Source organism: Modestobacter sp. VKM Ac-2983, assembly GCF_026967885.1.
In the GTDB taxonomy this organism is placed as follows: Bacteria; Actinomycetota; Actinomycetes; order Mycobacteriales; family Geodermatophilaceae; genus Modestobacter.
In genome coordinates this window covers 614615-640301 of record NZ_JAPVBK010000003.1, presented here as the reverse complement: position 1 = coordinate 640301, position 25687 = coordinate 614615, and the positions used below count along the sequence as shown (strand labels likewise).

The window sequence follows — 25687 nt, the reverse complement described above, 5'->3', positions numbered from 1 at the left end:
GACCGCCCGGGAGGATGACCGGCGTTCACCGGCACGTCCAGGTTAGCAGCGACGGCGCCCAGAAGATTCCCGAGACCGGGTGACCCTCCTCGCCCGGGTCAGCCGCGGAGGGCCTCGAAGCCCGGGCGGAGCACCTCGGTGAACACCCGGGCCCGCACCGCGTCGTCGGCGAAGCCGCCGCGCAGCGCCCGCTCGGCCACCGTCTGCACGTCGTCCCACCCCCAGCCGAAGGTGTCCACGACCGCGGCCAGCTCGCTGGTGGCCGACACCCCGCTCATCAGCCGGTTGTCGGTGTTGAGGGTCACCGTGAACCCGGCCCGGTGCAACCGGTCGACCGGGTGGTCGGCCAGCGTCGGGGACGCGCCGGTCTGCACGTTGGACGACGGCGCGACCTCCAGCGGCACCTGCTCCTCGCGCACCCGCTCGGCCAGCGCGCCCAGCGGGCCGTCGGCCGGCACCTCGTCGGCGATCCGCACCCCGTGGCCGAGCCGTTCGGCGCCGGCGCCGTCCAGCGCTGCCCGGATCGACTCGATGCCGGCCGCCTCGCCCGCGTGCACGGTGCGGTGGGCACCGGCCCGGTCCAGCAGCTCGATCGCCGCGGGGATCCGGTCCGGCGGGAAGCCGTCCTCCGGCCCGGCCAGGTCGAAGCCGACCACCCCGGCGTCCCGGTGCCGCACGACCTGCTCGGCGACCTCCACCCAGCGGTCGGCCTGGCGCATCGCGCACAGCAGCGTGCCGACGACGATCGGGTGCCCGGCGGCCGCGGCCTCCCGGCTGCCCTGGGCGTAGCCGTCGAGCATCGCCTCGACCGCGTCGTCCAGCGACATCCCACCGGCGGTCAGCAGCTCCGGCGCCATCCGCACCTCGGCGTAGACGACCCCGTCGGCGGCCAGGTCCAGCGCGCACTCGCGGGCCACCCGCTGCACCGCCTCCGGGCGCTGCATGACCGCCACGGTGTGCGCGAACGTCAGCAGGTAGCGCTCCAGCGAACCGGAGTCGGCGGCCTGCCGGAACCAGCGGCCCAGCGCCTCCGGCTCGTCGGCGGGCAGGTCGCGGTAGCCGACCTCCTCGGCCAGCTCCAGCACCGTCTGCGGCCGCAGCCCGCCGTCCAGGTGGTCGTGCAGCAGCACCTTCGGCGCGCGGGCGAGGGTCTCGGTGGTCAGGGGCGCAGGCACGGGCAAACGCTAGCGGAGAGACGGCGATCTCGGCCTCGGCGGCTATGCGAGCGAAACTACCCAGGCCACCAGACCTGTGACGACCAGACCGACCAAGGCCCCGCTGCTCATTATCGCGGCCTGTCGCCGGGCCGCAGCCATCTCACCCGCAATGTCTGTCGCACGATGACCGGGACGGCCTCCAGACGTCGTGACTAAGTCGCCGGACGGCAACGGGTTCACCGGGTCGGCACTGCCCTTGGAAGAAGCGGCCGGAGCGCCAATCGATCGACTCGACTTCTCGGGCCAGAACTGCAACCACCTCACGAGTCCGGCCAGCAAAATCGCCGTTAACAGTGACCCAGCGAAGGACGTCGTGACGATGCCCACGATGTCCAAGGGGAGGTCGGCTTGTACTGACTCATCGCCGATCGAGTACTTGAACACCGACGACCACGAGCGCCCGAGAGCGATCAACGACAGAACCGCACCTCCGAGCGCACATGCCAGTCCGAAGAACACAGTCTCCAGGTTTTCGTTCAAGCCACTCGCTCGGCCATCCGATGCGGTCTCACCGTCCGAGCTTGGCTGGGCAGGTCGGAGCTGCAGGTAGACGTAACCGGGGACGCCAACGAGAGCGAGGATCGCGAGGGCGGTCAGCGAATCTGGCATGCCAGAGGAATCGGCTCCTCCGCTCGTGCCCTTGACCCCCTTCGCTCAATGAAGGGGGTGTGGGGTCACCGGTCGACGCGGTCCTGCCAGCGGAAGGTGCGCACGCAGAGCACCAGGCCGACGACGCACCAGATGCCCAGCACCAGGGCGACCCGGCCGAGCTCCCAGCTGCCGGCCGGCTCCTGGGCGGCCAGCGCGTCGGGGAGGAAGACCGAGCGCAGGCCCTGGGCCATCCACTTCAGCGGGAAGACCGCAGCGACCGTCTGCAGCCAAGTGGGGACCTCGCTGAACTGGAAGAAGACCCCGGAGATGAACTGCAGGACCAGCGCCACCGGGGTGACCGTCGCCGACGCGGAGCGCCCGTTGCGGGCCAGGCTCGAGACGGCGATGCCCAGCAGCGTGCTGGCTGCGGAGCCCAGCGCGGCGACCCAGGCGAAGGTCAGCCACTCCGTCCCCGACGGGAGGTCGACGCCGTAGAACACCACGCCGATGACCAGCAGGATCGCCACGATCGCCACGGTGACGACCAGGACCTGGACGACCTTCCCGACGAAGTAGGCGCTCTTGGGCATCGGCGTGCCGGCCAGGCCCTTGAGGGTGCCGTCGCTGCGCTCGGTCGCGATCCCGATGGCCATGTTCTGCAGGCTGGCGCCGAGGATCCCCGCGGCGATCACCCCGGCCATGAAGTACTGGGTGAAGCTCACCCCGGAGCCCAGCTCGTAGTCCAGCACCGCGCCGAACACGAGCAGCAGGATCACCGGGAACATCAGCGTGAAGACCACCGACTCCCGCTGCCGGAAGAACTCCTTGAGCTCCACCCCGGCCCGGGTCCGGCAAACGCTGCCGATCGACGGCAGCGAGCGTTCCTCGGTCATCGTCATGCGGGGTCACCGATCATGCGCAGGTAGACGTCCTCGAGCGTGGGCCGGGCGACGGCCAGGTCGGGCACCTCGCCGGGGAAACGGGTGGCCAGCTCTGCGACGAAGGCCGTCGGGGCCGCGGTCTCCGCGGTGCGCCGGACGCCGTCCTCGGTCCAGCTGACGACGGCGGGGGCCTGCCCTCGCCCGCCCAGCGCGGACGGGACGGCCACCTCGACCAGCCGGCCCCGGGTGATGACGCCCACCCGGTCGGCCAGCTCCTCGGCCTCGTCGAGGTAGTGCGTGGTCAGCAGCATCGTGGTGCCGAGGTCGCGCAGCGAGCGGATGAGCGACCAGAACTGCCGGCGGGCCTCCGGGTCGAAGCCGGTGGTGGGCTCGTCGAGGAACAGCAGTCGCGGCCGGCCGACGATGCCCAGCGCGACGTCCAGCCGGCGGCGCTGGCCACCGGAGAGCGTGCGCCCGCGGGAGCCGGCCTTCTCGGTCAGCCCGACCAGCTCCAGCACCTCGGCCGGGTCGCGGGGCTCGGGGTAGTAGGCGGCCTGGGCGCGCAGCAGCTCCAGGCAGGTGAGCTGGCTGTCCCCGGCGCCGGACTGGAGCACGATGCCGAGCTCGGCCTTCCAGCGCCGCCCGCCGTCGGCCGGGTCCACACCCAGCACCCGGACCTCGCCGCCGTCCCGCGCGCGGTAGCCCTCCAGCACCTCGACGGTGGTGGTCTTCCCCGCGCCGTTCGGCCCGAGCAGGGCGAAGATCTCGCCCCGCCGGATGTCCAGGTCGACGCCGTCGACCGCGTTGCGGTCGCCGTAGCGCTTCACCAGGCCGCGGATGCTGATCGCGGCATCCGGATCGAGTGGGGCGGAGGGCTGGACCGCTCCGGGCGCGGGTGCGGCGGGCGTTCGGGTCACGAACGGTCAGTGTCCTCTCCCGGGCTGTGCTGCCGCGCCACCCCTCCCCCGACGATCATGGAGCCGGCGGGACGACTCGCCGATCCCCGGCGGCGCGTCCCCACGCCAGCTCCATGATCACGGACGCAGCCGGTGGGCTCAGGCGGTGATGCGGTCGAGGACGAGCGGGAGCGGCTCGTCGGTGGTGTCGACGCCGATCGCGCTTTCCAGGGCCTCCAGGGCGCGCGGGATGCGGGCGGCGTCGTCGGTCTGGAGCTCCAGCAGCGGCTGCCCGGCGGTCACCCGCTCCCCCACCCCGGCGGTCCAGACGACGCCGGCCGCGGCCGACACCGGGTCCTCCTTGCGGGCCCGGCCGGCACCCAGCCGCCACGCCGCCACACCGAGCCCGTAGGCGTCCAGCCGGGTGAGCGTGCCGGTCGCCGGCGCGGTCACCACGTGCCGCTCGGCCGGCTGCGGCAGCGCGGCGTCGGGGTCGCCGCCCTGGGCGGCGATCATCCGGCGCCAGACGTCCATCGCCCGGCCGTCCGCGAGGGCGTCGGCGGGGTCGACGTCGTCCCGTCCCACGCCGGCGAGCATCTCCCGCGCCAGGGCGAGGGTCAGCTCGACGACGTCGGCCGGGCCACCCCCGGCCAGCACCTCGACCGCCTCGGCCACCTCGACGGCGTTGCCGGCGGCCCGGCCCAGCGGCCGGTCCATCGCCGTCACCAGCGCCACGGTGCGCACGCCGGCCGCCTCGCCGAGCCCGACCATGGTGCGGGCCAGGGTGCGGGCGTCGGCCGGGTCGCGCATGAACGCACCGGACCCGGTCTTCACGTCCAGCACCAGCGCGTCGGCACCCTCAGCGATCTTCTTGCTCATGATCGAGCTGGCGATCAGCGGGATCGACTCGACGGTGCCGGTGACGTCCCGGAGGGCGTAGAGCACCTTGTCCGCCGGTGCGAGGTCCGAGCCCGCGGCGCAGATGACCGCGCCGACGTCCCGGAGCTGCGCCAGGTAGGCCTCCTCACCGACGTCGGCCCGCCACCCGGGGATCGCCTCGAGCTTGTCCAGGGTGCCGCCGGTGTGCCCGAGCCCGCGGCCGGACAGCTGCGGAACGGCGACCCCGCAGGCGGCGACCAACGGCGCCAGCGGCAGGGTGATCTTGTCGCCGACACCGCCGGTGGAGTGCTTGTCCGCGGTCGGTCGGCCCAGCGAGGAGAGGTCCTTGCGGACGCCGGAGTCGATCATCGCCTGCGTCCAGGCCGCCAGCTCGTCCGCGGACATGCCCTGGAAGAAGACGGCCATGAGCAGGGCGCTCATCTGCTCGTCGGGCACCACCCGGTCGGTGTAGGCCCCGACCACCCAGCGGATCTGCTCCGGGGTGAGCACCCGCCCGTCCCGCTTGGCCCGGATGACGTCGATGGCGTCGAACGGCTGCGTCATGCCCCCTGCCCCCGTCCCGCCGCGGCCACCAGGTCCTCGGGACCGAAGGCGTCCGGCAGCACGTCGCGCATCGGCACGATCCCCAGCGAGACCGTCTCGATGAGCATCTCGGCTCCCCCGTGCTCCCACAGCAGCTGCCGGCAGCGACCGCAGGGCATCAGCGGCTGACCGTCGCCCCCCACGCAGGCGACCGCGACCAGCCGCCCACCGCCGGAGCGGGCCAGGTCGCTGACCATGCCGCACTCGGCGCACAGGCCGAGCCCGTAGGAGGCGTTCTCCACGTTGCACCCGGTGACCACCCGGCCGTCGTCGACCAGGCCGGCCACCCCCACCGGGAACTGCGAGTAGGGGGCGTACGCGTGCGTCATCGCCTCCCGGGCGGACGTCCGCAGCGCTTCCCAGTCGACGTCCACTAGTGCTCTCCTCGTCGGTAGACCAGCCCGTCGGCCTTCGGCGGCCGCAGCCGTTGCGAGGCCAGCGACAGGACCAGCAGCGTGGTCAGGTGCGGGGTGAAGGAGACGATGCCGTCGGGCAGCTCCTCGATGGTCAGGAAGGCGGCGAGCGTGGCGGCCGCGAAGGCCGCCGCGATGACCGCCTGCATCCGCCTGCCACGGAAGAGCTGCCACACGGCGACCCCGGCGAGCAGGATCGCCACCAGCAGCAGCAACGCCACCACCGCGGTCTGGCTGCGCAGCTGCAGGGCATCGGCGAAGCCGAACAGGCCCGCACCGGCGGCCAGGCCGCCGGGGCGCCAGTTGCCGAAGATGAGCGCGGCCAGGCCGATGAACCCGCGGCCGTTGGTCTGCCCCTCGCGGTAGATGTTGGCGATGAAGACCAGGAAGACCCCGCCCAGGCCGGCCAGCATGCCGGAGATGATCACCGCGATGTACTTGAGCCGGTAGACCGGGACGCCCAGGGAGTCCGCCGCCGCCGGGTTCTCCCCGCAGGACCGCAGCCGCAGGCCGAACGCCGTCCGCCAGAGCACCAGGTAGGCCGCCGGGACCATCAGCACGGCCAGCACGGTCAGCACGCCGACCCCACTGCTCACCCCGCGGAGCAGGCCGGCGAGGTCGCTGATCAGGAACCAGTGCCGGGACTCCAGGTCACCGAGCAGGTCGGGGCCGGAGGAGAGCACCGGCAGGGAGAAGCTCGGCGGGCGGCTGGACAGCGACGGCGACTGGGTGACGCCGCCCCCGGCGGGGTTGTCGGTGTAGAGCAGCTCGGAGAGGAAGCGGACGACGCCGGCGGCCAGGATGTTGATCGCCACGCCGGAGACGACGTGGTCGACGCCGAAGGTGACGGTGGCGACGGCGTGCAGCAGACCGCCGAGCGCACCGCAGATCGCCCCACCGACCAGCGCGCCGACCCAGCCCCACTGGTAGCCGGCCCAGCCGGCTCCCCAGGTGCCCAGGATCATCATGCCCTCGAGGCCGATGTTGACCACGCCCGCACGCTCGGCGAACAGGCCGCCGAGGGCGACCAGCAGGAGCGGGACGGCGAGCAGCAGTGCCGCACCGAAGGTGGACGACGACGTCAGCGCCTGCTGCCCCGAGATCACCCGCACGACGGAGAACAGCACCAGCAGCCCGACCAGCAGCCAGGTCACCCGGCGCGCCCGGCCACCGCCGAGGAACAGCTCGGTCACCGGCCCACGGCTGGTGCCGGCTCCGGGTACGGCGGTCGCGGTGCTCATGCTCCTGCTCCCTGACGGCTGTCGGTGCGGCCGGGTTCACCGCTCGCGTTTCGGACCCCGACGCCGGTGCCGGTGCCGGTCGTGGGACCGACGTCCGGTGGCGGCCCGTCGCCGGGCCCCTGCTCGCCGCCGGTGCTGCCGTCACCGGTGGCGGGCGGCGCGACGGCGCTGCCGCGCTCGGCCTGCTGCCGGGTCACCCGGCGGGCGATCTCGTTGGCGATGACGACGGCGAGCACGATCGTGCCCTGGATGATCGTGACGACCGAGGCCGGGATGTCGGCGAACTGCAACGGGATCGCGGCCCGGTCGAGGAAGGCGAACAGCAGCGCCCCGAAGGCGATCCCCAGCGGGGAGTTCCGGCCGAGCAGGGCCACGGCGATGCCCAGGAAGCCCAGGCCCGCGGTGAACTCGGTGTTGTAGCTCCGTGCGTCGCCGAGCAGGTCGGGCATGCCGATCAGGCCGGCGATGGCGCCGGAGATGAGCATCGCCTTGAGCACCATCCGGCGGGCGTCCACCCCGCTCGCGGTGGCCGCGGACGGCGACATCCCGGTGGCCCGCAGGTCGAAGCCGAACCGGGTGCGCTTGACCAGCACGGCCACGGCGACGCCGACCACCACGGCGACGACCAGGAAGCCGTAGAGCTCCGAGCGCGGTTCCGCCAGCCCCAGCCCGGTGAGCACGCCGTTCAGACCGGGGAACCAGCCGGACTCGGGGATCGGGCTCGTGGTGATGATCGAGGCGCCCTCGGGCGACCCGCGCAGCGGCCCGGTGAGCAGGTAGGACGCCAACCCCAGGGCGATGAAGTTCAGCATGATCGAGCTGATCACCTCGCTCACGCCCCGGGTCACCTTCAGCACGGCGACGATGCCCGCCCAGAAGGCCCCGACCACCATCGCGACGACGATGATGAGCAGCAGGTGCAGCGGCCCGGGCAGGGCCACCGCCGCACCGGCGCCGGCGGCCAGCACCGTGGCGATCCGGTACTGGCCCTCGACGCCGATGTTGAACAGGCCCATCCGGAAGGCCACCGAGACCGCCAGCCCGGCCAGGAAGAGCGGCACCGCACGGTTGAGCACCACCACGATCGCCTGGGTCTGCTGGGCGGGCGAGTCACCGAAGTCGAACATGACCCGGACCGCGGTGGCCGGGTTCTGGCCGATCAGCGCGATGACGGCCGCGGACAGGGCCAGCGCCACCACCACGGCGATGGCCGGGGCCATGAGCGACAGGCCCAGCCGGCGGAGGCCGGTCACGCCGCACCCGCCGAGTCGTCGCCGCGCGCGGCGCCGGTCATGTGCCCACCGAGCTCCTCCGGGGTGACCCGTCTCGGGTCCAGCGTCGCGACCAGTGCGCCGCGGAGCATGACGTGCAGCGTGTCGGACAGGCTGATCAGCTCGTCCAGGTCGGCCGAGACCAACAGGATCCCCATCCCCTCCGCGCGGGCGTCCTTGAGCAGCTCCCAGATGCCGGCCTGGGCGCCGACGTCGACACCGCGGGTCGGGTGGGCGGCGACCAGCAGTCGCGGGTGCGCGCTCATCTCCCGACCGACGATCAGCTTCTGCTGGTTGCCCCCGGAGAGCGCCACCGCCGCGGTGTCCGGCCCCGGTGCCCGGACGTCGTACTCGCGCATGATCCGGGCGGTGTCCGCCCGGGCCGCCCGCCGATCGATGAAGAAGCCCTTGACCGCCGGCGGCCGGGTCTGGTGTCCGAGGATCCGGTTCTCCCACAGCGGCGCGTCCAGCAGCATCCCCTGCCGGTGCCGGTCCTCCGGGACGAAGCCGATGCCGCCCTCGCGGCGTCGGCGGGTGCTCCACTGCGCGATGTCCTCGTCGCCGAGCCGGAGCTCACCGGCAGCCAGCGGCCGCAGGCCCATGATCGCGTCGACGAGCTCGGCCTGGCCGTTGCCCTCGACCCCGGCGATGCCGACGACCTCCCCCTCGCGCACCGTGAGGCTCACGTCGTCGACGACCGACCGGCCACCGGCGACGGCGGTGACGCTGACCCCGCGCATCCGGAGGACGGGGCCCTCGCGCACCGTGGACTCGCGCGTCGCCGCGACGGGCAGTTCGGCGCCGACCATCATCTCCGCCAGCTCCTTGGCGCTCGTCGTCCGCGGGTCGGCGGTGCCGACGGTGGTGCCCCGGCGGATGACCGTGATCGAGTCGGCCACCTTGCGCACCTCGTCGAGCTTGTGCGAGATGAAGATGACGGTGAGGCCCTCGCGCTTGAGCTCGGCGAGGTTGCCGAACAGCTCGTCCACCTCCTGCGGGACCAGGACGGCGGTCGGCTCGTCGAGGATCAGCGTGGTGGCGCCCCGGTAGAGGACCTTCGCGATCTCCACGCGCTGCCGGTCGCCGACGCCGAGGTCCTCGACCAGGCTGTCCGGGTCCAGGCCCAGTGCGTAGCTGTCGGAGATCTCCTGGATCCGGCTACGGGCCGCGCCGCGGTCCAGCCGGCCGCCCTTGGTCGGCTCGCTGCCGAGGACGACGTTCTCCAGCACGGTGAAGTTGTCGGCCAGCATGAAGTGCTGGTGGACCATCCCGATCCCCGCGTCGATCGCGTCCGCCGGGCTCCGGAAGGTCGCCGGCTTCCCGTCGAGCAGGATCTGGCCCTCGTCCGGGCGGTGCATGCCGTACAGGGTCTTCATCAGCGTGGACTTGCCCGCGCCGTTCTCCCCCACGATGGCGTGCACCTCACCGCGCCGGACGCGCAGCTCGATGTCCTTGTTGGCCACGACGCCGGGGAAGCGCTTGGTGATGCCGCGCAGCTCGACCGCCAGTGGTGCCGACTCGTTCAACGGGATCTCCATGGTGGGCGCTGGACCGGGGCTGTGACCGGAGGTCTTCCGGTCGTGAGCGCGTCGGACGACGTCCGGTCCGACGCGGAGACGGTACACACGGAAAACGGCGGGCCCGGGAGCGTGTACCGCCCCCGGGCCCGCCGCGTCCGTGCTGCTCAGGACGAGCGCGTCACGGGATCGTCGGGACCTCGATCTCGCCGTCGATGATCTGCTGCCGGAAGTCCTCGATCTGGGTCTGGATGTCGTCGATCTGCCCACCGGAGGTGGACAGGCCGACGCCCTCGGTCGACAGGTCGTTGACGATGTCCTGGCCGCCCTCGACAGCGCCCTCGGAGTAGTCGGTGATGAACGACTCCACCGCGTTGTCGACCCGCTTCAGCATCGACGTCATGATCACCGCCTGCAGGGCCGGGTCACCGACCGTCTCGTACTGGTCGGAGTCGACGCCGATCGCGCGGCCACCGGAGTCGGCAGCGGCCTCGAAGACGCCCTGGCCGGAGCCGCCCGCGGCGTGGTAGACGATGTCGGCGCCGGCGTCGAACATGCCCTGGGCGACGATCTGACCGCGGGCCGGGTCGCCGAAGCCGGAGAAGTCACCGGCCGGGGAGATGTACTGGGTGTCGATGACGATGTCCGGGTTCACCGCCCGGGCACCGGCCACGTAGCCGGCCTCGAACTTCTGGATCAGCGGGTTCTCGACGCCGCCGACGAAGCCGATGTGGTCGGTGTTGGTCTTCAGCGCCGCAGCCGCACCGGCGAGGAAGGACCCCTCCTCCTCGGCGAAGAGCAGGCCGGTCAGGTTCTCGGCGCCCATCTCGGCCACCGACGAGTCGACGACGGCGAAGGTGGTCTCCGGGTACTCGGCGGCGATGTCGCCGATGATCTCGCCGTAGGCGAAGCCCACCCCGATCACCGGGTCGTAGCCCTGCTCGGCCAGCTGGGTGAGCAGCTCGGCGCGGTCGGAACCGTCGTCGTTGGGCGACAGTTCCTGGATGTCCTCCGAGACGTCGCCACCGAGCTGCTCGACCGCCGCTTCGACACCGGCGTAAGCCGAGTCGTTGAACGACTTGTCGCCGCGACCGCCGGTGTCGTAGGCGAGCCCGACCATCAGCTCCTCGCCGCCGGCGCTGCCGCCGCCGTCAGCGGAACCGGTGTCGGTCTCGTCACTGGCGCAGGCCGCCAGGGCCATGCTGCCGGCCAGCAGCAGAGCTGCGGCCTTCATCCCACGCACTCGGCGCAAGACGGTCTCCTCTCTGAGAGGGCTCCTCCGACCAGTGGTCGGACGGGGAACCCCGGTGCGGTGTGTTCCAGGCCTGCTCCGCCGTCCGGCTCACACGTACGAACTCACAGGTACGAGGCGGTTCCGACGGCGACGTGGGCACGCTAACCGCGGCTGAGGCGCCGGAGACCCCCAGGCGAACGGATAGAGACCCGATCGTTGCCAACGGGCAACACCCGGCACACACGAGGTGCCCCCCGGGAGACCTCCGGCACACCGTGGACCGCCCGCTGTTCGATCAAGCAGGCCCCTGCGGGTTAGCGTCGGGCATGCGCCGACCCCTGCCGTTGCGCCGGCTGCCCGCCGTGCTGCTCGTGGCCGGGCTGTTGGTGATCGGGGTCCTGCTGGCCCCCGCCGACCCGGCCCTGGCCGAGAACTCCCGGCCCACCGTCGACCCGGCGGCCCCGACCCCGACCAGCCCGCACCCGAACGGGCCACCCCAGGGCAGCGCCCCCGACGGCAGCACCGTCGGCGGTGAGCGGCTGGACACCCGCGGCCAGGTGACCGCGCCCGGTGCACCTCCGCTCCCCGAGGGCATCGACGCCCGCGGCTGGCTGGTCGCCGACGCCGGCACCGGTGCGGTGCTGGGGGCCCGTGACCCGCACGGCCGCTACTACCCGGCCAGCACGCTCAAGGCGCTGACCCTGCTCACCCTCGCGCCGACCCTGGACCCCGCACTGGTCGTCGAGGGCACCGTCGAGGACGAGGCGATCGAGGGCAGCCGGGTGGGCCTGGTGCGCGGCGGCCAGTACCCGGTCGACCTGCTCTTCCGCGCCCTGGTCATGCAGTCGGGCAACGACGTGGCCAACGCCCTCGCCCGGGCCGCAGGCGGGGTGGACACGGCCCTCGCCGCGATGAACGAGACCGCCGCGCAGCTGGGCGCGTACGACACCGTGGCGGGCACGCCCTCCGGGCTGGACGTCGCCGGGCAGTCGTCCTCGCCCTACGACCTCGCGCTGATCCTGCGCCAGCTGGTCACCGACCCCTACAGCCTGGACGTCCTGCAGACCCGCGTCGCGCAGATGCCGACCGTCGCGGGCTACGAGGGTTACCAGATCCAGAACCAGAACACCCTGCTGAGCGACTACCCGGGCACCCTCGGCGGCAAGACGGGGTTCACCGACGCGGCCCGGCACACCTTCGTCGTCGCCGCCGAACGCGACGGCCGGCGCCTGGTGGTCAGCGTCATGCAGGCCGAGCGCCGCCCGGTCCACGAGCTGGAGCAGGCCCGGCGGCTGCTGGACTGGGGTTTCGCCGTCCCCGCCGGCGCCGAGGGCGTCGGCCGGCTGGTCGAGCCGGGCGAGGTCGCCGCTGAGATGGAGGCCGCGGAGGTCGCCGAGCAGATGGCCGCCGAGAAGACGGCGTCGACGGCCGCCGAGGCCACGACCGTCGCCGAGCCGGCCGGCACGGCCGCCGTGGCAGCTCCCGGCTCCGCGACGGACACCTCCCCCTTCGTGCCCGCCGGGCTGGCCGCCGGCGCGCTGGTGATCGTGGCGGCCACGGTCATCGGCCGCCGTCGGGCGGTGCTCCGGGACGCTCGGCCCGAGGCCGCCCCCGGTCCCCGCGGCGGCTGACGAGCCGGGGCAGCAGCCGGCTCCCGGCCGCACCGGCGAGCGCCCCGACCGCGAGCAGGCCGAGGGCGAGCCGACCCGCGGCCGGGCTCGCGGCGCGTTCGTCGACCCGCGCCACCTCCGGCAGCGGCGTCGGCCCGGCCGGGCCGTGCGGCACCTGGGTGTCTGCGTGCTCGATCGCGGGGAGGGTCGCCGTCCAGCACGCGGTGAAGAAGGCGAACCGGCACACCACGTTGATCCAGACGATCAGCCCGACCAGGCCACCGAAGGTCGAGGCGGTCACGTTGCCGCCGATGACCGCCAGGTAGAGGCCGCCGACCAGCTTCAGCGCCTCGAAGCCCACGGCACCGAAGACGGCGCCGGGCAGCACCTGCCGGTAGCCGAAGGGGGTGCCCGGCACGCCCTTGAGCAGCCACAGGAACAGCAGGGTGGCCCCGGCCACGGCCAGCACGATCGGCAACGCGCGGCCGACCAGGAAGAAGCCGGGCACCTCGTCGACCTCGGTGAGCCCGAGCACCTGGTCGGCGACGCTGGTCGCGCCGGCGGTGAGCGCGATGCTGAGGGCGCCTGCGACGCCGAGCCCGAACAGTGAGACGAGGTCCCGCGCCCGGTCGGCCACCAACTCCGGCGGGTCGGCCCGGCCCCGCCAGACGATGTCCATGCCGATGCGCAGCTTGTCCATCGCGGCCAGCCCGATGAACACCACGCCGAGCAGCCCCAGCAGGCCGAACGTGGTGGCGCTCTCGACGGCCGTGGTGACGGTCTGCGCCAGGCTGTCCCCGGTCTCCCCCGGCACGGCGTCCCGGAGGGCGTCGAGGAGCTCGTCCTGCAGCAGCGGGTCGCCACGCAGGACGAAGCCGGCGACCGCGACGAGCAGCAGGGTCACCGGCGCCAGCGCGAGGAAGACGTAGTAGGTGACCCCGGAGGCCATCAGGGTGGCGTGCACCCGGACGTAGCGCCCGCCGGCACGGACCAGGTGGTCCAGCCAGGAGCGCCGGGCCCGCTGGCGGCGCAGGAACCCGCCCGCCGCCCCGGCCGCACGGGTCACGGGGTTGGTCATCGTGGCCAGTCTGGGCGCTCCTCCGCGGCCCCGCGCAGCAGCGGCCCGACGCGGCCCCGGGTCAGTGCTGCGGGCCGGTGAGCGGGTACTCGCGGGAGACGGCCCACGCCCCGCTGGGCAGCTGCTCGAACTCGGTGAAGCCGTCGACCCGGAACTCCGCGTGCACCTCGGCCAGGCCGGCGTAGGCCATGTCCAGCATGTCGGCCGGCACGTCGTGGGCCACGGTGACGTGCGGGTGGTACGGGAAGCTCAACGGCCGGGCCAGCGGCCCGGTCCGGACGTCGGTCGCGATCAGTTCGCAGTCACCGATGCCCTGCGCGACCGCCATGAAGACCACTTCCGAGATCGGGCGGAAGGTGCCCGTGCCGGACAGGTGCATGTCGAACGGGGGGTGCTGGGCGGCCACCCGGGCGAGGTGCTCGGCGATCGCCGGCCGGGAGCCGATCGGCACCTCGGTGGGCGGCAGCAGCGTCACGTGCGGGGGCACGAGCGTGGCCTGGGGGTCACCGCACTTGCCCCGCCACTCCACCAGCAGCTGCGCCCACGGCTCGGGGACCGACACCACGACGCCGAGGACGGCGGTGTCCGGCGACGTCGCGGCGCCGGGCCGGTGCACGAAGGTGTCGTCGGCCCGGAGCGGCCGGTCCCTCACGTCGGTGCCCCGACGGCGGGGAGGAAGCCGACCCGCTCGTAGACCGTGGCCAGCGTCGGGGCCGCGACCGCACGAGCCCGGGCCGCCCCGGCGGCGAGCACGCGCTCGAGCTCGGCGGGGTCGGCCAGGAGCTCGGCGGTGCGCTGCTGGACCGGGGCCAGGGCGTCGGTCACGACCTCGGCGACCTCCTTCTTCAGGTCGCCGTAGCCGCGGCCGGCGAAGTGCTCCTCCAGCTGCGCCACGCTCTGCCCGGACAGCGCCGAGTGGATGGCCAGCAGGTTCGTCACCCCGGGCTTCCCCACCGGGTCGGCCACGACCTCGCGGCCGGTGTCGGTGACCGCCGAGCGGATCCGCTTCGCCGTCACCTTCGGGTCGTCCAGGAGGTTGATGCAGCCGGCCGGCGGGAGGCTCTTGCTCATCTTCTTGTCCGGCGACTGGAGGTCCAGCACCTTCGCCGCCCCTGGCGGCACGTAGGCCTCGGGCAGGGCGAAGGTGTCGCCGTACCGGCCGTTGAACCGGGTGGCCAGGTCGCGGGTCAGCTCCAGGTGCTGGCGCTGGTCCTCACCCACCGGCACCCGGGCAGCCTGGTACAGCAGGATGTCGGCGGCCTGGAGCACCGGGTAGGTGAAGAGCCCCACCGACGTCGTCCCGGCCCCCTCGCGGGAGCTCTTGTCCTTGAACTGGGTCATCCGACTGGCCTCACCGAAGCCGGTCAGGCACTGGAGCACCCAGGCCAGCTGCGCGTGCTCGGGCACGTGGCTCTGCACGAACAGCGCGCTGCGGTCCGGGTCGACCCCGAGCGCGAGCAGCTGCGCCGCTGAAGCCAGCGTGCGCGAACGCAGCAGCTCCGGGTCGGGCTGCTCCGCAGTGATCGCGTGCAGGTCGACGACGCAGTAGAAGGCCTCGTGGTCGTCCTGCAGGGCGACCCACTGCCGCAGTGCCCCCAGGAAGTTGCCGAGGTGGAAGGAGTCCGCCGTCGGCTGGATGCCGGACAGCACGCGGGGAGCAGGCACGTCCTCCATCGAACCACGCGCCCCAGCAGGGCTCGCTCAGGCTCCGGCAGCACCCGCCGGTGCGCTGGTCAGGACGTCGTCCAGCGCGCCGAGGAAGACGTCGTCCTCCTCGGGGGTACCGACGGTCACCCGGATCCCCTCACCGGCGAACGGCCGGGTGATCACCGCGCGCGCCTCCAGCGCGGCGGCGACCTCGACGGTGCGCTCCCCCAGCGGCAGCCAGACGAAGTTGGCCTGGCTGTCGGCCACCGGCAGGCCGCGTCCGCGCAGCGCGTCGGTGAGCCGGGCGCGCTCGGTGACGACGGCGGCACAGCGCTCGCGCACCTCCGGCTCGCTGGCCAGTGCCGCGACCGCCGCGGCCTGGGCGAGGGAGGAGACGCTGAACGGCACCTGGGTGCGGCGGACGGCGTCGGCCACGGCCGGGTCCTCGGCGAGCAGGTAGCCCACCCGCAGGCCGGCCAGGCCCCAGGCCTTGGAGAACGTCCGCAGCACGGCGACGTTGGGCCGCCCGCGCATCAGCTCGACCCCGTCGGGGACGTCGGGGTCGGTGACGAACTCCCGGTAAGCCTCGTCCAGCACGACCAGCGTCTGGGCCGGGACGGCGTCCAGGAAGCGCTCGAGCTCGGGGCGCCGCACCGCCGTCCCGGTCGGGTTGTTCGGGTTGCAGACGAAGACCACCCGGGTCGTGTCGTCGATCGCCGCGGCCAGCCCGTCCAGGTCGTGGGTGTCCGCGGCCCCGCCGGGGGTGCCCGGGACGAGCGGCACCTGCTGGGCCCGCGCCCCGGCGACCTGGGCGAGCAGTGGGTACATCTCGAAGGAGCGCCAGGCGAACGCGATGCTCGAGCCCGGGTCGTTGTACGCCTGGGCCAGCTGCTGGCAGACGGTGACGGCGCCGCAGCCGGTGGCCACCTGCGCCGGCTCGACGCCGTACCGCTCGGCCAGGGCCCGGGTGAGGACGACGGCGCCGTTGTCGGGGTACCGGTTCGTCTCCCCCGCCGTCGCGGCGATCGCCTGGACGACGGCCGGCAGCGGCGGGAAGGCGACCTCGTTGCTGGCCAGCTTCACGGCGCGGTCGACACCGATCTCGCGGGCCAGGTCGGCGGGGTTGCGGCCGGGTCGGTAGACCGGCATGGCGGCCACGGCAGGGCGGGCGCTGACCACGGGATCCTCCTCCTCGGTCACGCCGGAGCTCCTCCGGGCGACTCACTAGGGTTGGGCGCATGCGCGTACTCGTCACCGGTGGGGCCGGCTACATCGGCAGCGTAGTCACGGCGGCCCTGCTGGAGGCCGGCCACGAGGTCACGGTGCTCGACGACCTGTCGACCGGCCACGAGGACGCCGTCCCCGCGGGTGCCCGGTTCGTCCGGGCGTCGCTGCACGACTCCGCGCCCGTGCTGGCCGACGTGCGCCCCGAGGCGGTGCTGCACTTCGCGGCCAAGAGCCTGGTCGGGCAGAGCCAGGTCGAGCCCGAGGTCTACTGGCACTCCAACGTCGGCGGCTCGCTGGCGCTGCTGGAGGCGATGCGCGCGGTCGACTGCCGGCGGATCGTCTTCTCCTCGACCGCGGCCACCTACGGCGAGCCCGACGAGGTGCCGATCCGCGAGGACGCCCCGACCCGGCCGACCAACACCTACGGCGCCAGCAAGCTCGCCGTCGACACCATGCTGACCTCCTACGCGGTGGCCCACTCGTTCGCCGCGATCAGCCTGCGGTACTTCAACGTCGGCGGCGCGGCCTACGGCGTCGGCGAGCGGCACGCCACCGAGACCCACCTGATCCCGATCGCGCTGCAGGTCGCCTCGGGCACCCGCGAGGCGCTCACCGTGTACGGCTCGGACTACCCGACCCCCGACGGCACCTGCATCCGCGACTACGTGCACGTCAAGGACCTCGCCGCGGCCCACCTGCTGGCGCTGCCGGCCCCGGCGCCGGGCGAGCACCGGGTCTACAACCTGGGCAGCGGTACCGGCTTCTCCGTGCAGCAGATGGTCGACGCGGTCCGGGAGGTCACCGGGCACGAGCTGCCGGTCGTCGTCGGCGACCGCCGTCCCGGCGACCCGGCCCGGCTGGTGGCCAGCTCCGCCCGGATCCAGGACGAGCTCGGCTGGGCACCGCAGCACACCGACCTCGGCGAGATCGTCGCCGACGCCTGGGCGTTCACGAACAGCCGGGCCTGAGGACGCCGGCCGTCAGCCTGCGGTGGACTCCGCGGCCCTGTCGGCGGCGTCGCCGTCCTGCTGCGGGGCGGCGCTGACGCTGATCCGGGCGATCCGCCGTCCGTCGAGCTCGAGCACCGTCAGGGTCCGCTCCTCGACCGTCACGGTGTCCCCGACCACCGGCAGGCGCCCCAGCTCGGCGAGCACGTAACCGGCGACCGTCTCGTACGGGCCCTCCGGCAGCTGCAGCCCCGTCGCCCCGGCGAAGTCGTCCAGGTTGAACAGCCCGTCGACCTCGTGCGGCCCCTCGGCCGGCTCCTCGGACTCGGGCGCGACGTCCTCGTCGTACTCGTCGTAGATGTCGCCGATGACCTCCTCGATGAGGTCCTCCAGGGTGACGATGCCGTCGGTGCCGCCGTACTCGTCGACCACGATCGCGAAGTGCCGGTTCTCCTTGCGCATCCCGGACAGGGCGGTGAGCACGCCGGCAGTGCCCGGCAGCTGCTTGATCTCGCGGGCCAGGTCGCCCACGGTCGCCGCCCGCCCCGCCGGGTGGCTGGGCAGGAACAGGTCGCGCACGTGCACGAACCCGACGACGTCGTCCTCGTTCCGGCCCACCACCGGGTAGCGCGACCAGTTGGAGTCCGCGACCTGCTTCGCCGCGCGGCTGGCGGTCATGCTGGCCTCCAGGAAGTGGACCTCGGTGCGGGGGGTCATCACCTCGCGCACCTCGCGGTCCCCGGCCCGGAACACCTCGTCGATCAGCCGGCGCTCGTCGCTGGACAGCGACTCGTGCGCGGCGACCAGGTCGCGCAGCTCCTCCTGGCTGATCGACTCACCGCTCGCCCGGGGATCACCGCCCAACAGGCGGACCAACACGTTCGTGGACTTCGACAGCAGCCAGATGATCGGCCGGAACAGCTTGGCGATGGCGTTGAGCGGGGCGGCGACCACCAGCGAGAACCCCTCGGCCCGCTGCAGGGCCAGCCGCTTGGGGGTCAGTTCGCCGACGACCAGGGACAGGTAGCTGATCGCGATCGTCACGGCGACGAAGGACAGCGGGTCGGCCACACCGGGCTGCACCCCCCAACCGATCAGGACGTCGCCGAGCGGCCCGGACAGGGTGCTGGCGCCGAACGCGGCGGAGAAGAAGCCGGCCAGCGTGACGCCGACCTGGACGGAGGCGAGGAACTGGTTGGGGTCGGCGAGCAGCTTGTTCAGCGCCTGCCCGCGCCGGCCGGTCTCGGCCAGGGCGCGGACCTGGGACTCGCGGAGGGACACCAGCGCGATCTCCGCGCCGGAGAACGCGCCGCCGACCAGCACGAAGGCGAAGACCATGACGATGTTGAGCCAGACGTCGCTCACGAGCGGCGTGCTCCTCCAGATGTGGGGTGTGCCGGGAACGCCCGGAGTCGCCCACGGTAGTGGCTGGACCGAGGGGCGGGCCGCGCCTCCCTGCCAGGTCCACCCCCGCGGAGGCCCGCCCGTGACCGACACGGTGACCGTCCGCATGCGGCTACCCTCGCCTGGGTAACGAGTTGAACCCACCGTGAGGACGCCGACGTGCCGCACCGCCTCACCCCGCCGTCCTCGGCCGGACGCCACCGGTCGCTGTGGGCACTCGTGCTGGTCGCCGTCGTCGTCGCCGCGGTGGCCCTGACCACCGTGTTGGGCGGCCGCCTCCTGCCCGGGCTGGACGACGCCTCGCAGGCCACGGACGTCGAGCAGCCCGCCACGGACGTCGAGCAGCAGGCGGAGGCCGGACCACCCGCCGACCGGAGCGAGCCTGCGCCGTCCAGCACTGCGCCCGCCCCGGTGACCGGCGGTGCAGGAGAGCCGACCGCAGCGACCACCACCGCGGTCCCACCGCCGCCCCCACCGGCTCCGGGTCCTGCCCCTGCCCCTGCTCCGGGCCCGGCCCCCGCTCCGCCGCCTCCGCCGCAGGCAGCCGCGCCTGCGCCCCGGGTTCCTGCGCCGCCCGCGGGAGCAGCACCGGCGCCCGGACCGCCGCCGGCCGCGGCGGCACCCCGGGCCGCAGCGGCGGCCGCACCGGCGGCGCCCGGGCCCGAGGGGCAGGTGCTGGCCCTGGTGAACGCCGAGCGGGCCGCCGCCGGCTGCACCCCGGTCAGCGCGGACGCCGGCCTGGCGACGGTGGCCCGGGCGCACAGCGCCGACATGCGGGACCGCGGCTACTTCTCCCACGTGGACCCCGAGGGGCTGGACCCCTTCGCCCGGGCCCGCGCGGCCGGGCTGGGCCACGCGCGGGCGGAGAACATCGCCGCCGGCCAGCCCGACGCGACCGCGGTGATGGCGGCCTGGATGACCAGCCCCTGGCACCGGGCGAACGTCCTCGACTGCGACCTGCGCACCCTGGGGGTCGGGGTCGCCACCGGGTCCGGCGGCCCGTGGTGGACCCAGCTCTTCGGCGCCTGAGCTCCGCCACTCACCGAGAACGGGCTGGTGGCTGCCTCGACCACGGGTGAGGCAGCGCTCAGCCCGAGGTGATCACCGCAGGGCCGCGCGCAGCCGGGCGATCAGCAGCTCCGGGGCGTGCAGGTCGGCCGCGGTGATGACCAGGACCCGCCAGCCGGCGGCCGCCAGGGCGCTGAGCCGCTGCCGGTCCCGCACGAACTGACCGGGTCCGTCGTGCCAGATCCCGTCGTACTCCAGCGCCACCCGGCGCTCGGGCCAGCCGAAGTCGACGCGGGCCAGGAAGCGCCCACCGGCGCGCACCTCGTGCTGCGCCACCGGCGCGGGCAGCCCGTGCGCTACGACGTCCAGCCCTGCCCCTGCTCCGGGGACCAGCACCGCAGGTGAGCCGACCACAGGGAGCACCACCGCCGTCCCGCCGCCGACGACCACGCCCGCCCGCCCGCCCGCCCGCCCGCCCGCCCGCCCCGACGGTCACCACCCGGGCTCCGGCCCCGCCGCCGGTCACCGCGGCGGCGCCCGACACTCCCGCGTTGTCCGTCGAACCCGCACCGGCACCCGCCCCGCCGCCAGCAGCGGCAGCCGCACCGCCGGCGCCCGGGCACGAGGGGCAGCTGCTGGCGCTGGTGAACGCCGAGAGGGCTGCCGCCGGCTGCGCGTCGGTCAGCGCGGACGCCGAACTGGCCGCGATGGCCCGGCGCACAGCGCGGACATGCGGGACCGCGACTCCTTCTCCCACATCAACTCTGAAGGGCCCGACTTCCTCGCCCGCGCCCGCGCCCGCGCGGCGAGGATCGGCTACGCGCGGGCAAAGGACATCGCGTCCGGCCAGCCGGACGCGGCTGCCGTCATGGCCGCCTGGATGGCCAGCCCGGGACACCGGCACAACATTCTGGACTGCCGACTGGTGACACTGGGGTTCGGTGTGGCCGAGGGCCCCGGCGGCCCGTGGTGGGCGCAGCTCTTCGGCGCCTGCTGCGCCCAACTGCGAATCGCCCCGCGCACCTACTACGCGCACCGGTCGCGGCCGCCCTTTGCGCGGTCGATCAGCGCGATGCGGCGACCACCGCGGTGATCGAGCGGGTGCACGGGAAGATCTTCGGGTTTTACGGCGCCCGGAAAGTCCCCGCGCAGCTGCACCGGCAAGGCCATGCGGTGGCCCGGTGCGCCTTCTAAGGGCTGATCCGCGCGGCCTAGCTGCGGGGCGTCACCCGTGCCAAGCGCCCGCCGACCACCATCTCGGGATCGAGTGCAGATTTGCGGCCGGACCTGGTCGAACGGGCGTTCACCGCAGTCGGCCCAGACGAGCTGTGGATCGCCGACATCACCTACTGCCGGACCTTCACCAACTGGCTCTACGCCACGTTCATTACCGACGTGCACTCCCGCCGGGCGTTCGGCTGGCAACTGTCGCGCTCGCTGCGCACCGACCTGGCCATCGATGCACTCGAGATGGGCTTCTGGACCCGCCGCCGGGCCGCCCGGGACCTCGGCGGATCGGTCCATCACTCGGACAAAGTAATTCGCCACGTCACGGTGCGTTACGCCCAGCGCCTGGCCGAAGCCGGGCAGTCGCCCCGGTCGGCTCCACCGGCGACTCCCACGACAACGCCCTCGCCGAGGCGTTCAACTCCCTGTTCGCGGCCGAACTGGTGCGCAACCGCGACCTCTGGAATGACATCGACGACCACGAGACCGCCACCGCTGAATACACCGACTGGTTCAACCACCGCCGGCTGCACAGCGAGATCGGGCTCGTGTCACCGGCCGAGCACGAGGAGTACTTCTACCGGCACACCACCGCGACGGCCACCGCGGACGCCTCAGTTCCGAGTCTCCACTGAGCCGGGACGGGATACTTAGCGGAATTCGCTGTCAGACGGCTCAGAATCACTCAACGCAGCCGTAGACGAGACCGAGAACTACCTCAACACCTGAAGGCCTCCGAGTTGGTGCGCGCCCTTGGCGCGTCAGCACCTCTCGGAGGCCCTCAGATATCAAGTCCATCCACGGTCGCTAACGTCGCAGACAGGGCCCTAGGAGCAGGGATACTCCACTGTCGCCGTTCGGTAGGGCTGGTGATCCGACGCGCCGAACCAGTTCTGCGAGCCGGAACTCTGACAAGGGTAGTAAACGGTCAGTCGCGAAGTTGTTCCAGGTGAAACGTATGCGTCGGCAGTCTTTACGGTGGGCTGATACCCGAAGCTCTCCTGCTTGCGCAACTTGATGTAGTAATACTCGCCACTGCTGCACGCAGAGCTGACGGACAGAGAAGCAGACAGCTTTACCGACGACCCCGTAAAACTTGGGGCGCCGAGTGACTGTGTCACCCTGCATTCTGCAGCCTGAGCCGGGGATGCTATCGCAGTCCCCCCACCGACCAAGGCAGCTGCTGTTGCGGAAGTCAGAACGGCGCGCGCCATCTTCTTCACGGTTACCCATCCTTTCGACATGTTGCAACGACTAAACTGTCGGTTGCGGTCTCCCTAGGACGTGCAATTCGATACTAAAGCGGCCGCGCCGTCCGATGCAACCGCTAGCTCCGATTTCCAAGGACGATGCTGGCGGACACGTCCGTGAGATGCCGGTGGGCGAAGATCTCTGGTTGTGAAGTGGCATTGCCGAGAACCGCCGCACATACCAGAGGTCCCCATGTCCACGCTAAGGCCACCCTGACCCCGCGCGCCCCGATGCGTCTGGCCCCACTCATCGTCGATGATCACTGGCAGGTCACGGTCGCGGCCAAGACGTTCCTGGACTCGCCGGTCACCGCCCACAATGTGGGCTGCCCGCTACCGCGCCGAGGGGCGCGCCGGGATGGACGACCGTTCCAGTCCGACCGCATAGTCCCCGGACCGCAGCTCCGAGCCGATGAAGCGGGCCATCACCGCCCTGCGCTGGCACGCCCGGCTCGGGCCCGCGCAGATCGCTGGGCAACTGGGTCTGGCGCCGTCCACGGTGCGCCGTCCTGGCACGCTATCGAGTAAACCGCCTGTCACGGATCAACCGGGTGACCGGTGAGCCCGTGCGTCGCTACGAACATTCCCTCCCGGGATCGATGATCCACGTCGAGGTCACCAAGTTCGGGCGCATCCCCGACGGCGGTGGTCACCGGTTCGTCGGCCGCCAGCAAGGGCTAGTTGTACTGACCGGAGACGTTGGTCGGGGACGTGTGACTACAAGATCTGATCTAGGCGTCTGTGAGAGAGGACCTCCAGACGTGGAGTGGAGCTGTTGAAGGCGACCACTGACACGGTTCGCCGAACGCTGCGTCGCCGTCGAGCGGGAGCTGTCTGACAACGGGTCTGCCTACCGGTCCCACGCCTGACGCGCAGCCTGCGCGGAGCTGGCGATTAGCCCGAAGCGCACCCGGCCCTACCGGCAGCAGAGCATTGGCAAGATCGAACGCTCCCACCGCACCCTGGCGGACAGCTGGGCCTACGCCTGCTTCTACGCCTCAGAGACCGAGCGCACCAGCCCTGCACCGCTGGCTGCACTTCTACAACCATCACCGACGCCACTCCGCGATCACCGGCACACCCATCAGCGGACTCAACAGCCTGCCTGGACATCACAGCCAGGCGTGAGCATCGCTACCGACCCGGCGGCCCGTGGCGGACGCAGCCGCTAGCTGCGGTCAATTCGCTCCTGATGCAGGATGCCCCTCGCTACGGGGCGAGGGGCATCCTGCATCACTACGCCTGCTGTCGTCAGGCCATCGCCTTCTGCAGGTTGCTGTCGATGGCCGCCAGGAAGTCCTGGGTGGTCAGCCACGGGGCGTCCTTGGAGATCAGCAGCGCGAGGTCCTTGGTCATCTGACCGCCCTCGACGGTCTCGATGCAGACCCGCTCGAGGGTCTCGGCGAACCGGGTCACCTCGGGGGTGCCGTCGAGCACGCCGCGGTGGGCCAGGCCCCGGGTCCAGGCGAAGATCGACGCGATCGGGTTCGTCGAGGTCTCCTTGCCCTGCTGGTGCTGGCGGTAGTGCCGGGTGACCGTCCCGTGCGCGGCCTCGGCCTCGACGGTCTTGCCGTCCGGGGTGGCCAGCACCGACGTCATCAGGCCGAGCGAGCCGAAGCCCTGGGCCACGGTGTCGGACTGCACGTCACCGTCGTAGTTCTTGCACGCCCAGACGTAGCCGCCCTCCCACTTGAGGGACGCCGCGACCATGTCGTCGATGAGGCGGTGCTCGTAGGTGATCCCGGCCGCGTCGAACTGCTCCTTGAACTCGGCCTGGAAGACCTCCTCGAAGATGTCCTTGAACCGGCCGTCGTAGGCCTTCAGGATCGTGTTCTTCGTCGACAGGTAGACCGGGTAGCCGCGGTTGAGCCCGTAGTTCAGCGAGGCCCGGGCGAAGTCGCGGATCGAGTCGTCGAGGTTGTACATCGACAGCGAGACGCCGGCACCGGGGGCCTGGAAGACCTCGCGCTCGATCGGCTCGCCGCCGTCCTCGGGGGTGAAGACGACCTTGAGCGTGCCCGCGGAGGGGAACGTGAAGTCGGTGGCGCGGTACTGGTCGCCGTAGGCGTGGCGGCCGATGATGATCGGCTTCGTCCAGCCCGGCACCAGGCGCGGCACGTTCTGCATGATGATCGGCTCGCGGAAGATCACGCCGCCGAGGATGTTGCGGATCGTCCCGTTCGGGGAGCGCCACATCTTCTTCAGGCCGAACTCCTCGACCCGCGCCTCGTCCGGGGTGATGGTGGCGCACTTGACGCCCACGCCGTGCTGCTTGATGGCGTTGGCCGCGTCGACGGTGACCTGGTCGTCGGTCGCGTCGCGGTTCTCCATGCCGAGGTCGTAGTACTCGAGGTCGACGTCCAGGTACGGGAGGATCAGCTGGTCCTTGATGAACTGCCAGATGATCCGGGTCATCTCGTCGCCGTCGAGCTCGACGACCTTGCCCTCGACCTTGATCTTGCTCACGTAGTTCTCCTTTGTGCACTCATGGCCCCGCTGCAGGGCCCCGCCGCGGAGTTGCGAGCGGTGGGGGGCAGCGGGGTCCTTTCTCAGAGGTCGGCTACATCGGCCTGCTTGGTGCGTACCGCCTCGGCGGCCTCGCGCAGACCGGCCAGCTCACTGTCGGAGAGGTCGCCCTCGACGACCTTCCGGACACCTTCTCGGCCGATCTCGGCCTCGACTCCCAGGTAGACCCCGGCGATCCCGTACTCGCCGTCGACCCAGGCGCAGACCGGCATCACGGCGCCGCTGTCCTCGATCACGGCGCGGGCCATCCGGGCGGCTGCGGCGGACGGCGCGTAGTAGGCGGACCCGGTCTTCAGCAGCGCCACGACCTCGGCCCCGCCGTTGCGGGTGCGGTCGACCAGGTGCGCGATGCGGTCGGCGGGCAGCACGTCGGACAGCGGCTTGCCGTCGACGGTGCAGCGGGACGGCACCGGGACCATCGTGTCGCCGTGCGAGCCCAGGGTCAGCGTGCGCACGGAGGCCACCGGGACGTCGAGCTCCTCGGCGACGTTGTTGCTGAAGCGTGCGGTGTCCAGCATCCCGGCCTGGCCCATGACCCGGGCCTTCGGGAAGCCGGTGGCCAGCTGCGCCAGCGCGGTCATCTCGTCCAGCGGGTTGGAGACGACGATGACGACGGCGCCCGGGGAGGTCTGCGCGACGTTCTCGGCGACCTGGCGGACGATGCCGGCGTTGGTCTCGATCAGGTCCATCCGGCTCATGCCCGGCTTGCGGGGCAGCCCCGCGGTGATCACCACGACGTCGGAGCCCTCGGTGCCCGCGTACGAGCCGCCGCCGACCCCCACCACCCGGGTCTCGAACCCCTCGATCGGCCGCGACTGGTTGATGTCCAGCGCCAGCCCCTCGGGCTTGCCCTCCACGATGTCGGTGAGCACGACCGTCTCGAACAGGTCGTACTCCGCCAGTCGCAACGCGGTGGTCGAGCCGTAGAAACCGGCACCGACCACGGTCACCTTGCCGTTCCGGGCCCGCTCTGCCATGCCCGCCAACCTAGCCCCGAGCGGCGCCGTCCGGCCATGCGGG

22 protein-coding genes and 3 pseudogenes are annotated in these 25687 nt (G+C 72.4%); 7 read left to right on the top strand and 18 right to left on the bottom strand.

What is annotated here, in order from left to right; genetic code table 11:
• Nucleotides 1–98 precede the first annotated feature (98 nt).
• The 10 genes from O2W18_RS15075 to O2W18_RS15030 form a co-directional block, all read right to left on the bottom strand.
• Entirely contained in the window at nucleotides 99–1175 is a 1077-nt protein-coding gene (locus tag O2W18_RS15075) for an adenosine deaminase (protein ID WP_269188286.1), read from the bottom strand.
• A gap of 42 nt (nucleotides 1176–1217) precedes the next feature.
• Nucleotides 1218–1826, bottom strand: coding sequence for a DUF6338 family protein (locus tag O2W18_RS15070; RefSeq protein WP_269188285.1), 609 nt, complete (start codon nucleotides 1824–1826; stop codon nucleotides 1218–1220).
• A 65-nt stretch (nucleotides 1827–1891) separates the two neighbouring features.
• Complete coding sequence (locus O2W18_RS15065) at nucleotides 1892–2707, bottom strand: ABC transporter permease (protein ID WP_269188284.1); 816 nt, start codon at nucleotides 2705–2707, stop codon at nucleotides 1892–1894.
• Nucleotides 2704–3606, bottom strand: coding sequence for an ABC transporter ATP-binding protein (locus tag O2W18_RS15060; protein ID WP_269188283.1), 903 nt, complete (start codon nucleotides 3604–3606; stop codon nucleotides 2704–2706). Before O2W18_RS15060 ends, O2W18_RS15065 begins: the two co-directional genes overlap by 4 nt.
• Before the next feature lie 138 nt (nucleotides 3607–3744).
• Complete coding sequence (locus O2W18_RS15055; protein WP_269188282.1) at nucleotides 3745–5028, bottom strand: thymidine phosphorylase; 1284 nt, start codon at nucleotides 5026–5028, stop codon at nucleotides 3745–3747.
• Nucleotides 5025–5441 carry a cytidine deaminase gene (locus O2W18_RS15050; RefSeq protein WP_269188281.1) on the bottom strand — a complete coding sequence of 139 codons (417 nt, stop codon included), beginning with the start codon at nucleotides 5439–5441 and terminating at the stop codon, nucleotides 5025–5027. The genes O2W18_RS15055 and O2W18_RS15050 overlap by 4 nt, the downstream gene beginning before the upstream one ends.
• Nucleotides 5441–6721 carry an ABC transporter permease gene (locus O2W18_RS15045; protein ID WP_269188280.1) on the bottom strand — a complete coding sequence of 427 codons (1281 nt, stop codon included), beginning with the start codon at nucleotides 6719–6721 and terminating at the stop codon, nucleotides 5441–5443. Before O2W18_RS15045 ends, O2W18_RS15050 begins: the two co-directional genes overlap by 1 nt.
• Nucleotides 6718–7974 carry an ABC transporter permease gene (locus O2W18_RS15040; RefSeq protein ID WP_269188279.1) on the bottom strand — a complete coding sequence of 419 codons (1257 nt, stop codon included), beginning with the start codon at nucleotides 7972–7974 and terminating at the stop codon, nucleotides 6718–6720. The genes O2W18_RS15045 and O2W18_RS15040 overlap by 4 nt, the downstream gene beginning before the upstream one ends.
• Nucleotides 7971–9530, bottom strand: a complete 1560-nt coding sequence (locus tag O2W18_RS15035) for an ABC transporter ATP-binding protein (protein WP_269188278.1) — start codon at nucleotides 9528–9530, stop codon at nucleotides 7971–7973. The genes O2W18_RS15040 and O2W18_RS15035 overlap by 4 nt, the downstream gene beginning before the upstream one ends.
• A 160-nt stretch (nucleotides 9531–9690) precedes the next feature.
• Entirely contained in the window at nucleotides 9691–10752 is a 1062-nt protein-coding gene (locus O2W18_RS15030; protein WP_269188655.1) for a BMP family lipoprotein, read from the bottom strand.
• 317 nt (nucleotides 10753–11069) lie between these two features.
• Here O2W18_RS15030 and O2W18_RS15025 point away from each other — a divergent pair, with 317 nt between their 5' ends.
• Complete coding sequence (locus tag O2W18_RS15025) at nucleotides 11070–12374, top strand: D-alanyl-D-alanine carboxypeptidase family protein (protein WP_269188277.1); 1305 nt, start codon at nucleotides 11070–11072, stop codon at nucleotides 12372–12374.
• Here the strand turns inward: O2W18_RS15025 and O2W18_RS15020 are convergent.
• The 4 genes from O2W18_RS15020 to hisC all read right to left on the bottom strand — a co-directional run bounded on the left by O2W18_RS15020 (nucleotide 12304) and on the right by hisC (nucleotide 16278).
• Entirely contained in the window at nucleotides 12304–13431 is a 1128-nt protein-coding gene (locus O2W18_RS15020; protein ID WP_269188276.1) for a YihY/virulence factor BrkB family protein, read from the bottom strand. The genes O2W18_RS15025 and O2W18_RS15020 overlap by 71 nt on opposite strands.
• Nucleotides 13432–13492: 61 nt before the next feature.
• Nucleotides 13493–14083 (bottom strand): 2'-5' RNA ligase family protein, encoded by a 591-nt coding sequence (locus tag O2W18_RS15015; RefSeq protein WP_269188275.1) that lies wholly within the window; start codon nucleotides 14081–14083, stop codon nucleotides 13493–13495.
• Entirely contained in the window at nucleotides 14080–15105 is a 1026-nt protein-coding gene (gene trpS, locus O2W18_RS15010; RefSeq protein WP_442929141.1) for a tryptophan--tRNA ligase, read from the bottom strand. Before trpS ends, O2W18_RS15015 begins: the two co-directional genes overlap by 4 nt.
• A 27-nt stretch (nucleotides 15106–15132) precedes the next feature.
• Nucleotides 15133–16278, bottom strand: a complete 1146-nt coding sequence (gene hisC, locus O2W18_RS15005; RefSeq protein ID WP_269188273.1) for a histidinol-phosphate transaminase — start codon at nucleotides 16276–16278, stop codon at nucleotides 15133–15135.
• Nucleotides 16279–16316: 38 nt separating this feature from the next.
• On the opposite strand from hisC, the gene galE reads away from it, so the two are divergent.
• On the top strand, nucleotides 16317–17273 hold the full coding sequence (galE, locus tag O2W18_RS15000; protein ID WP_269188272.1) for a UDP-glucose 4-epimerase GalE: 957 nt from the start codon (nucleotides 16317–16319) through the stop codon (nucleotides 17271–17273).
• A 12-nt stretch (nucleotides 17274–17285) separates the two neighbouring features.
• Here galE and O2W18_RS14995 read toward each other — a convergent pair whose 3' ends face one another.
• On the bottom strand, nucleotides 17286–18617 hold the full coding sequence (locus O2W18_RS14995; protein ID WP_269188271.1) for a hemolysin family protein: 1332 nt from the start codon (nucleotides 18615–18617) through the stop codon (nucleotides 17286–17288).
• Between the two features lie 198 nt (nucleotides 18618–18815).
• Here O2W18_RS14995 and O2W18_RS14990 point away from each other — a divergent pair, with 198 nt between their 5' ends.
• The gene (locus tag O2W18_RS14990; RefSeq protein ID WP_269188270.1) at nucleotides 18816–19685 is read left to right on the top strand and encodes a CAP domain-containing protein; all 870 of its coding nucleotides are present in this window, start codon (nucleotides 18816–18818) and stop codon (nucleotides 19683–19685) included.
• Nucleotides 19686–19757: 72 nt separating this feature from the next.
• On the opposite strand, the gene O2W18_RS14985 is transcribed toward O2W18_RS14990, so the two are convergent.
• On the bottom strand, nucleotides 19758–20078 hold the full coding sequence (locus tag O2W18_RS14985; RefSeq protein ID WP_269188269.1) for an endonuclease domain-containing protein: 321 nt from the start codon (nucleotides 20076–20078) through the stop codon (nucleotides 19758–19760).
• Here O2W18_RS14985 and O2W18_RS21775 point away from each other — a divergent pair.
• From O2W18_RS21775 to O2W18_RS14970, 4 genes and pseudogenes are all read left to right on the top strand, one after another.
• Nucleotides 20066–20757: pseudogene (locus tag O2W18_RS21775) on the top strand (CAP domain-containing protein). The gene O2W18_RS14985 and the pseudogene O2W18_RS21775 overlap by 13 nt on opposite strands.
• 182 nt (nucleotides 20758–20939) lie before the next feature.
• A pseudogene (locus tag O2W18_RS21770) lies at nucleotides 20940–21272 on the top strand (DDE-type integrase/transposase/recombinase); the annotation flags it as partial.
• Nucleotides 21179–21526, top strand: coding sequence for an integrase core domain-containing protein (locus O2W18_RS21765; RefSeq protein WP_442929147.1), 348 nt, complete (start codon nucleotides 21179–21181; stop codon nucleotides 21524–21526). The pseudogene O2W18_RS21770 and the gene O2W18_RS21765, both read left to right, overlap by 94 nt.
• An 846-nt stretch (nucleotides 21527–22372) precedes the next feature.
• Nucleotides 22373–23269: pseudogene (locus O2W18_RS14970) on the top strand (helix-turn-helix domain-containing protein).
• A 123-nt stretch (nucleotides 23270–23392) separates the two neighbouring features.
• On the opposite strand, the gene O2W18_RS14965 reads toward O2W18_RS14970, so the two are convergent.
• On the bottom strand, nucleotides 23393–24607 hold the full coding sequence (locus tag O2W18_RS14965; RefSeq protein ID WP_269188266.1) for an NADP-dependent isocitrate dehydrogenase: 1215 nt from the start codon (nucleotides 24605–24607) through the stop codon (nucleotides 23393–23395).
• Nucleotides 24608–24690: 83 nt separating this feature from the next.
• On the bottom strand, nucleotides 24691–25644 hold the full coding sequence (mdh, locus tag O2W18_RS14960; protein ID WP_269188265.1) for a malate dehydrogenase: 954 nt from the start codon (nucleotides 25642–25644) through the stop codon (nucleotides 24691–24693).
• Nucleotides 25645–25687 lie beyond the last annotated feature (43 nt).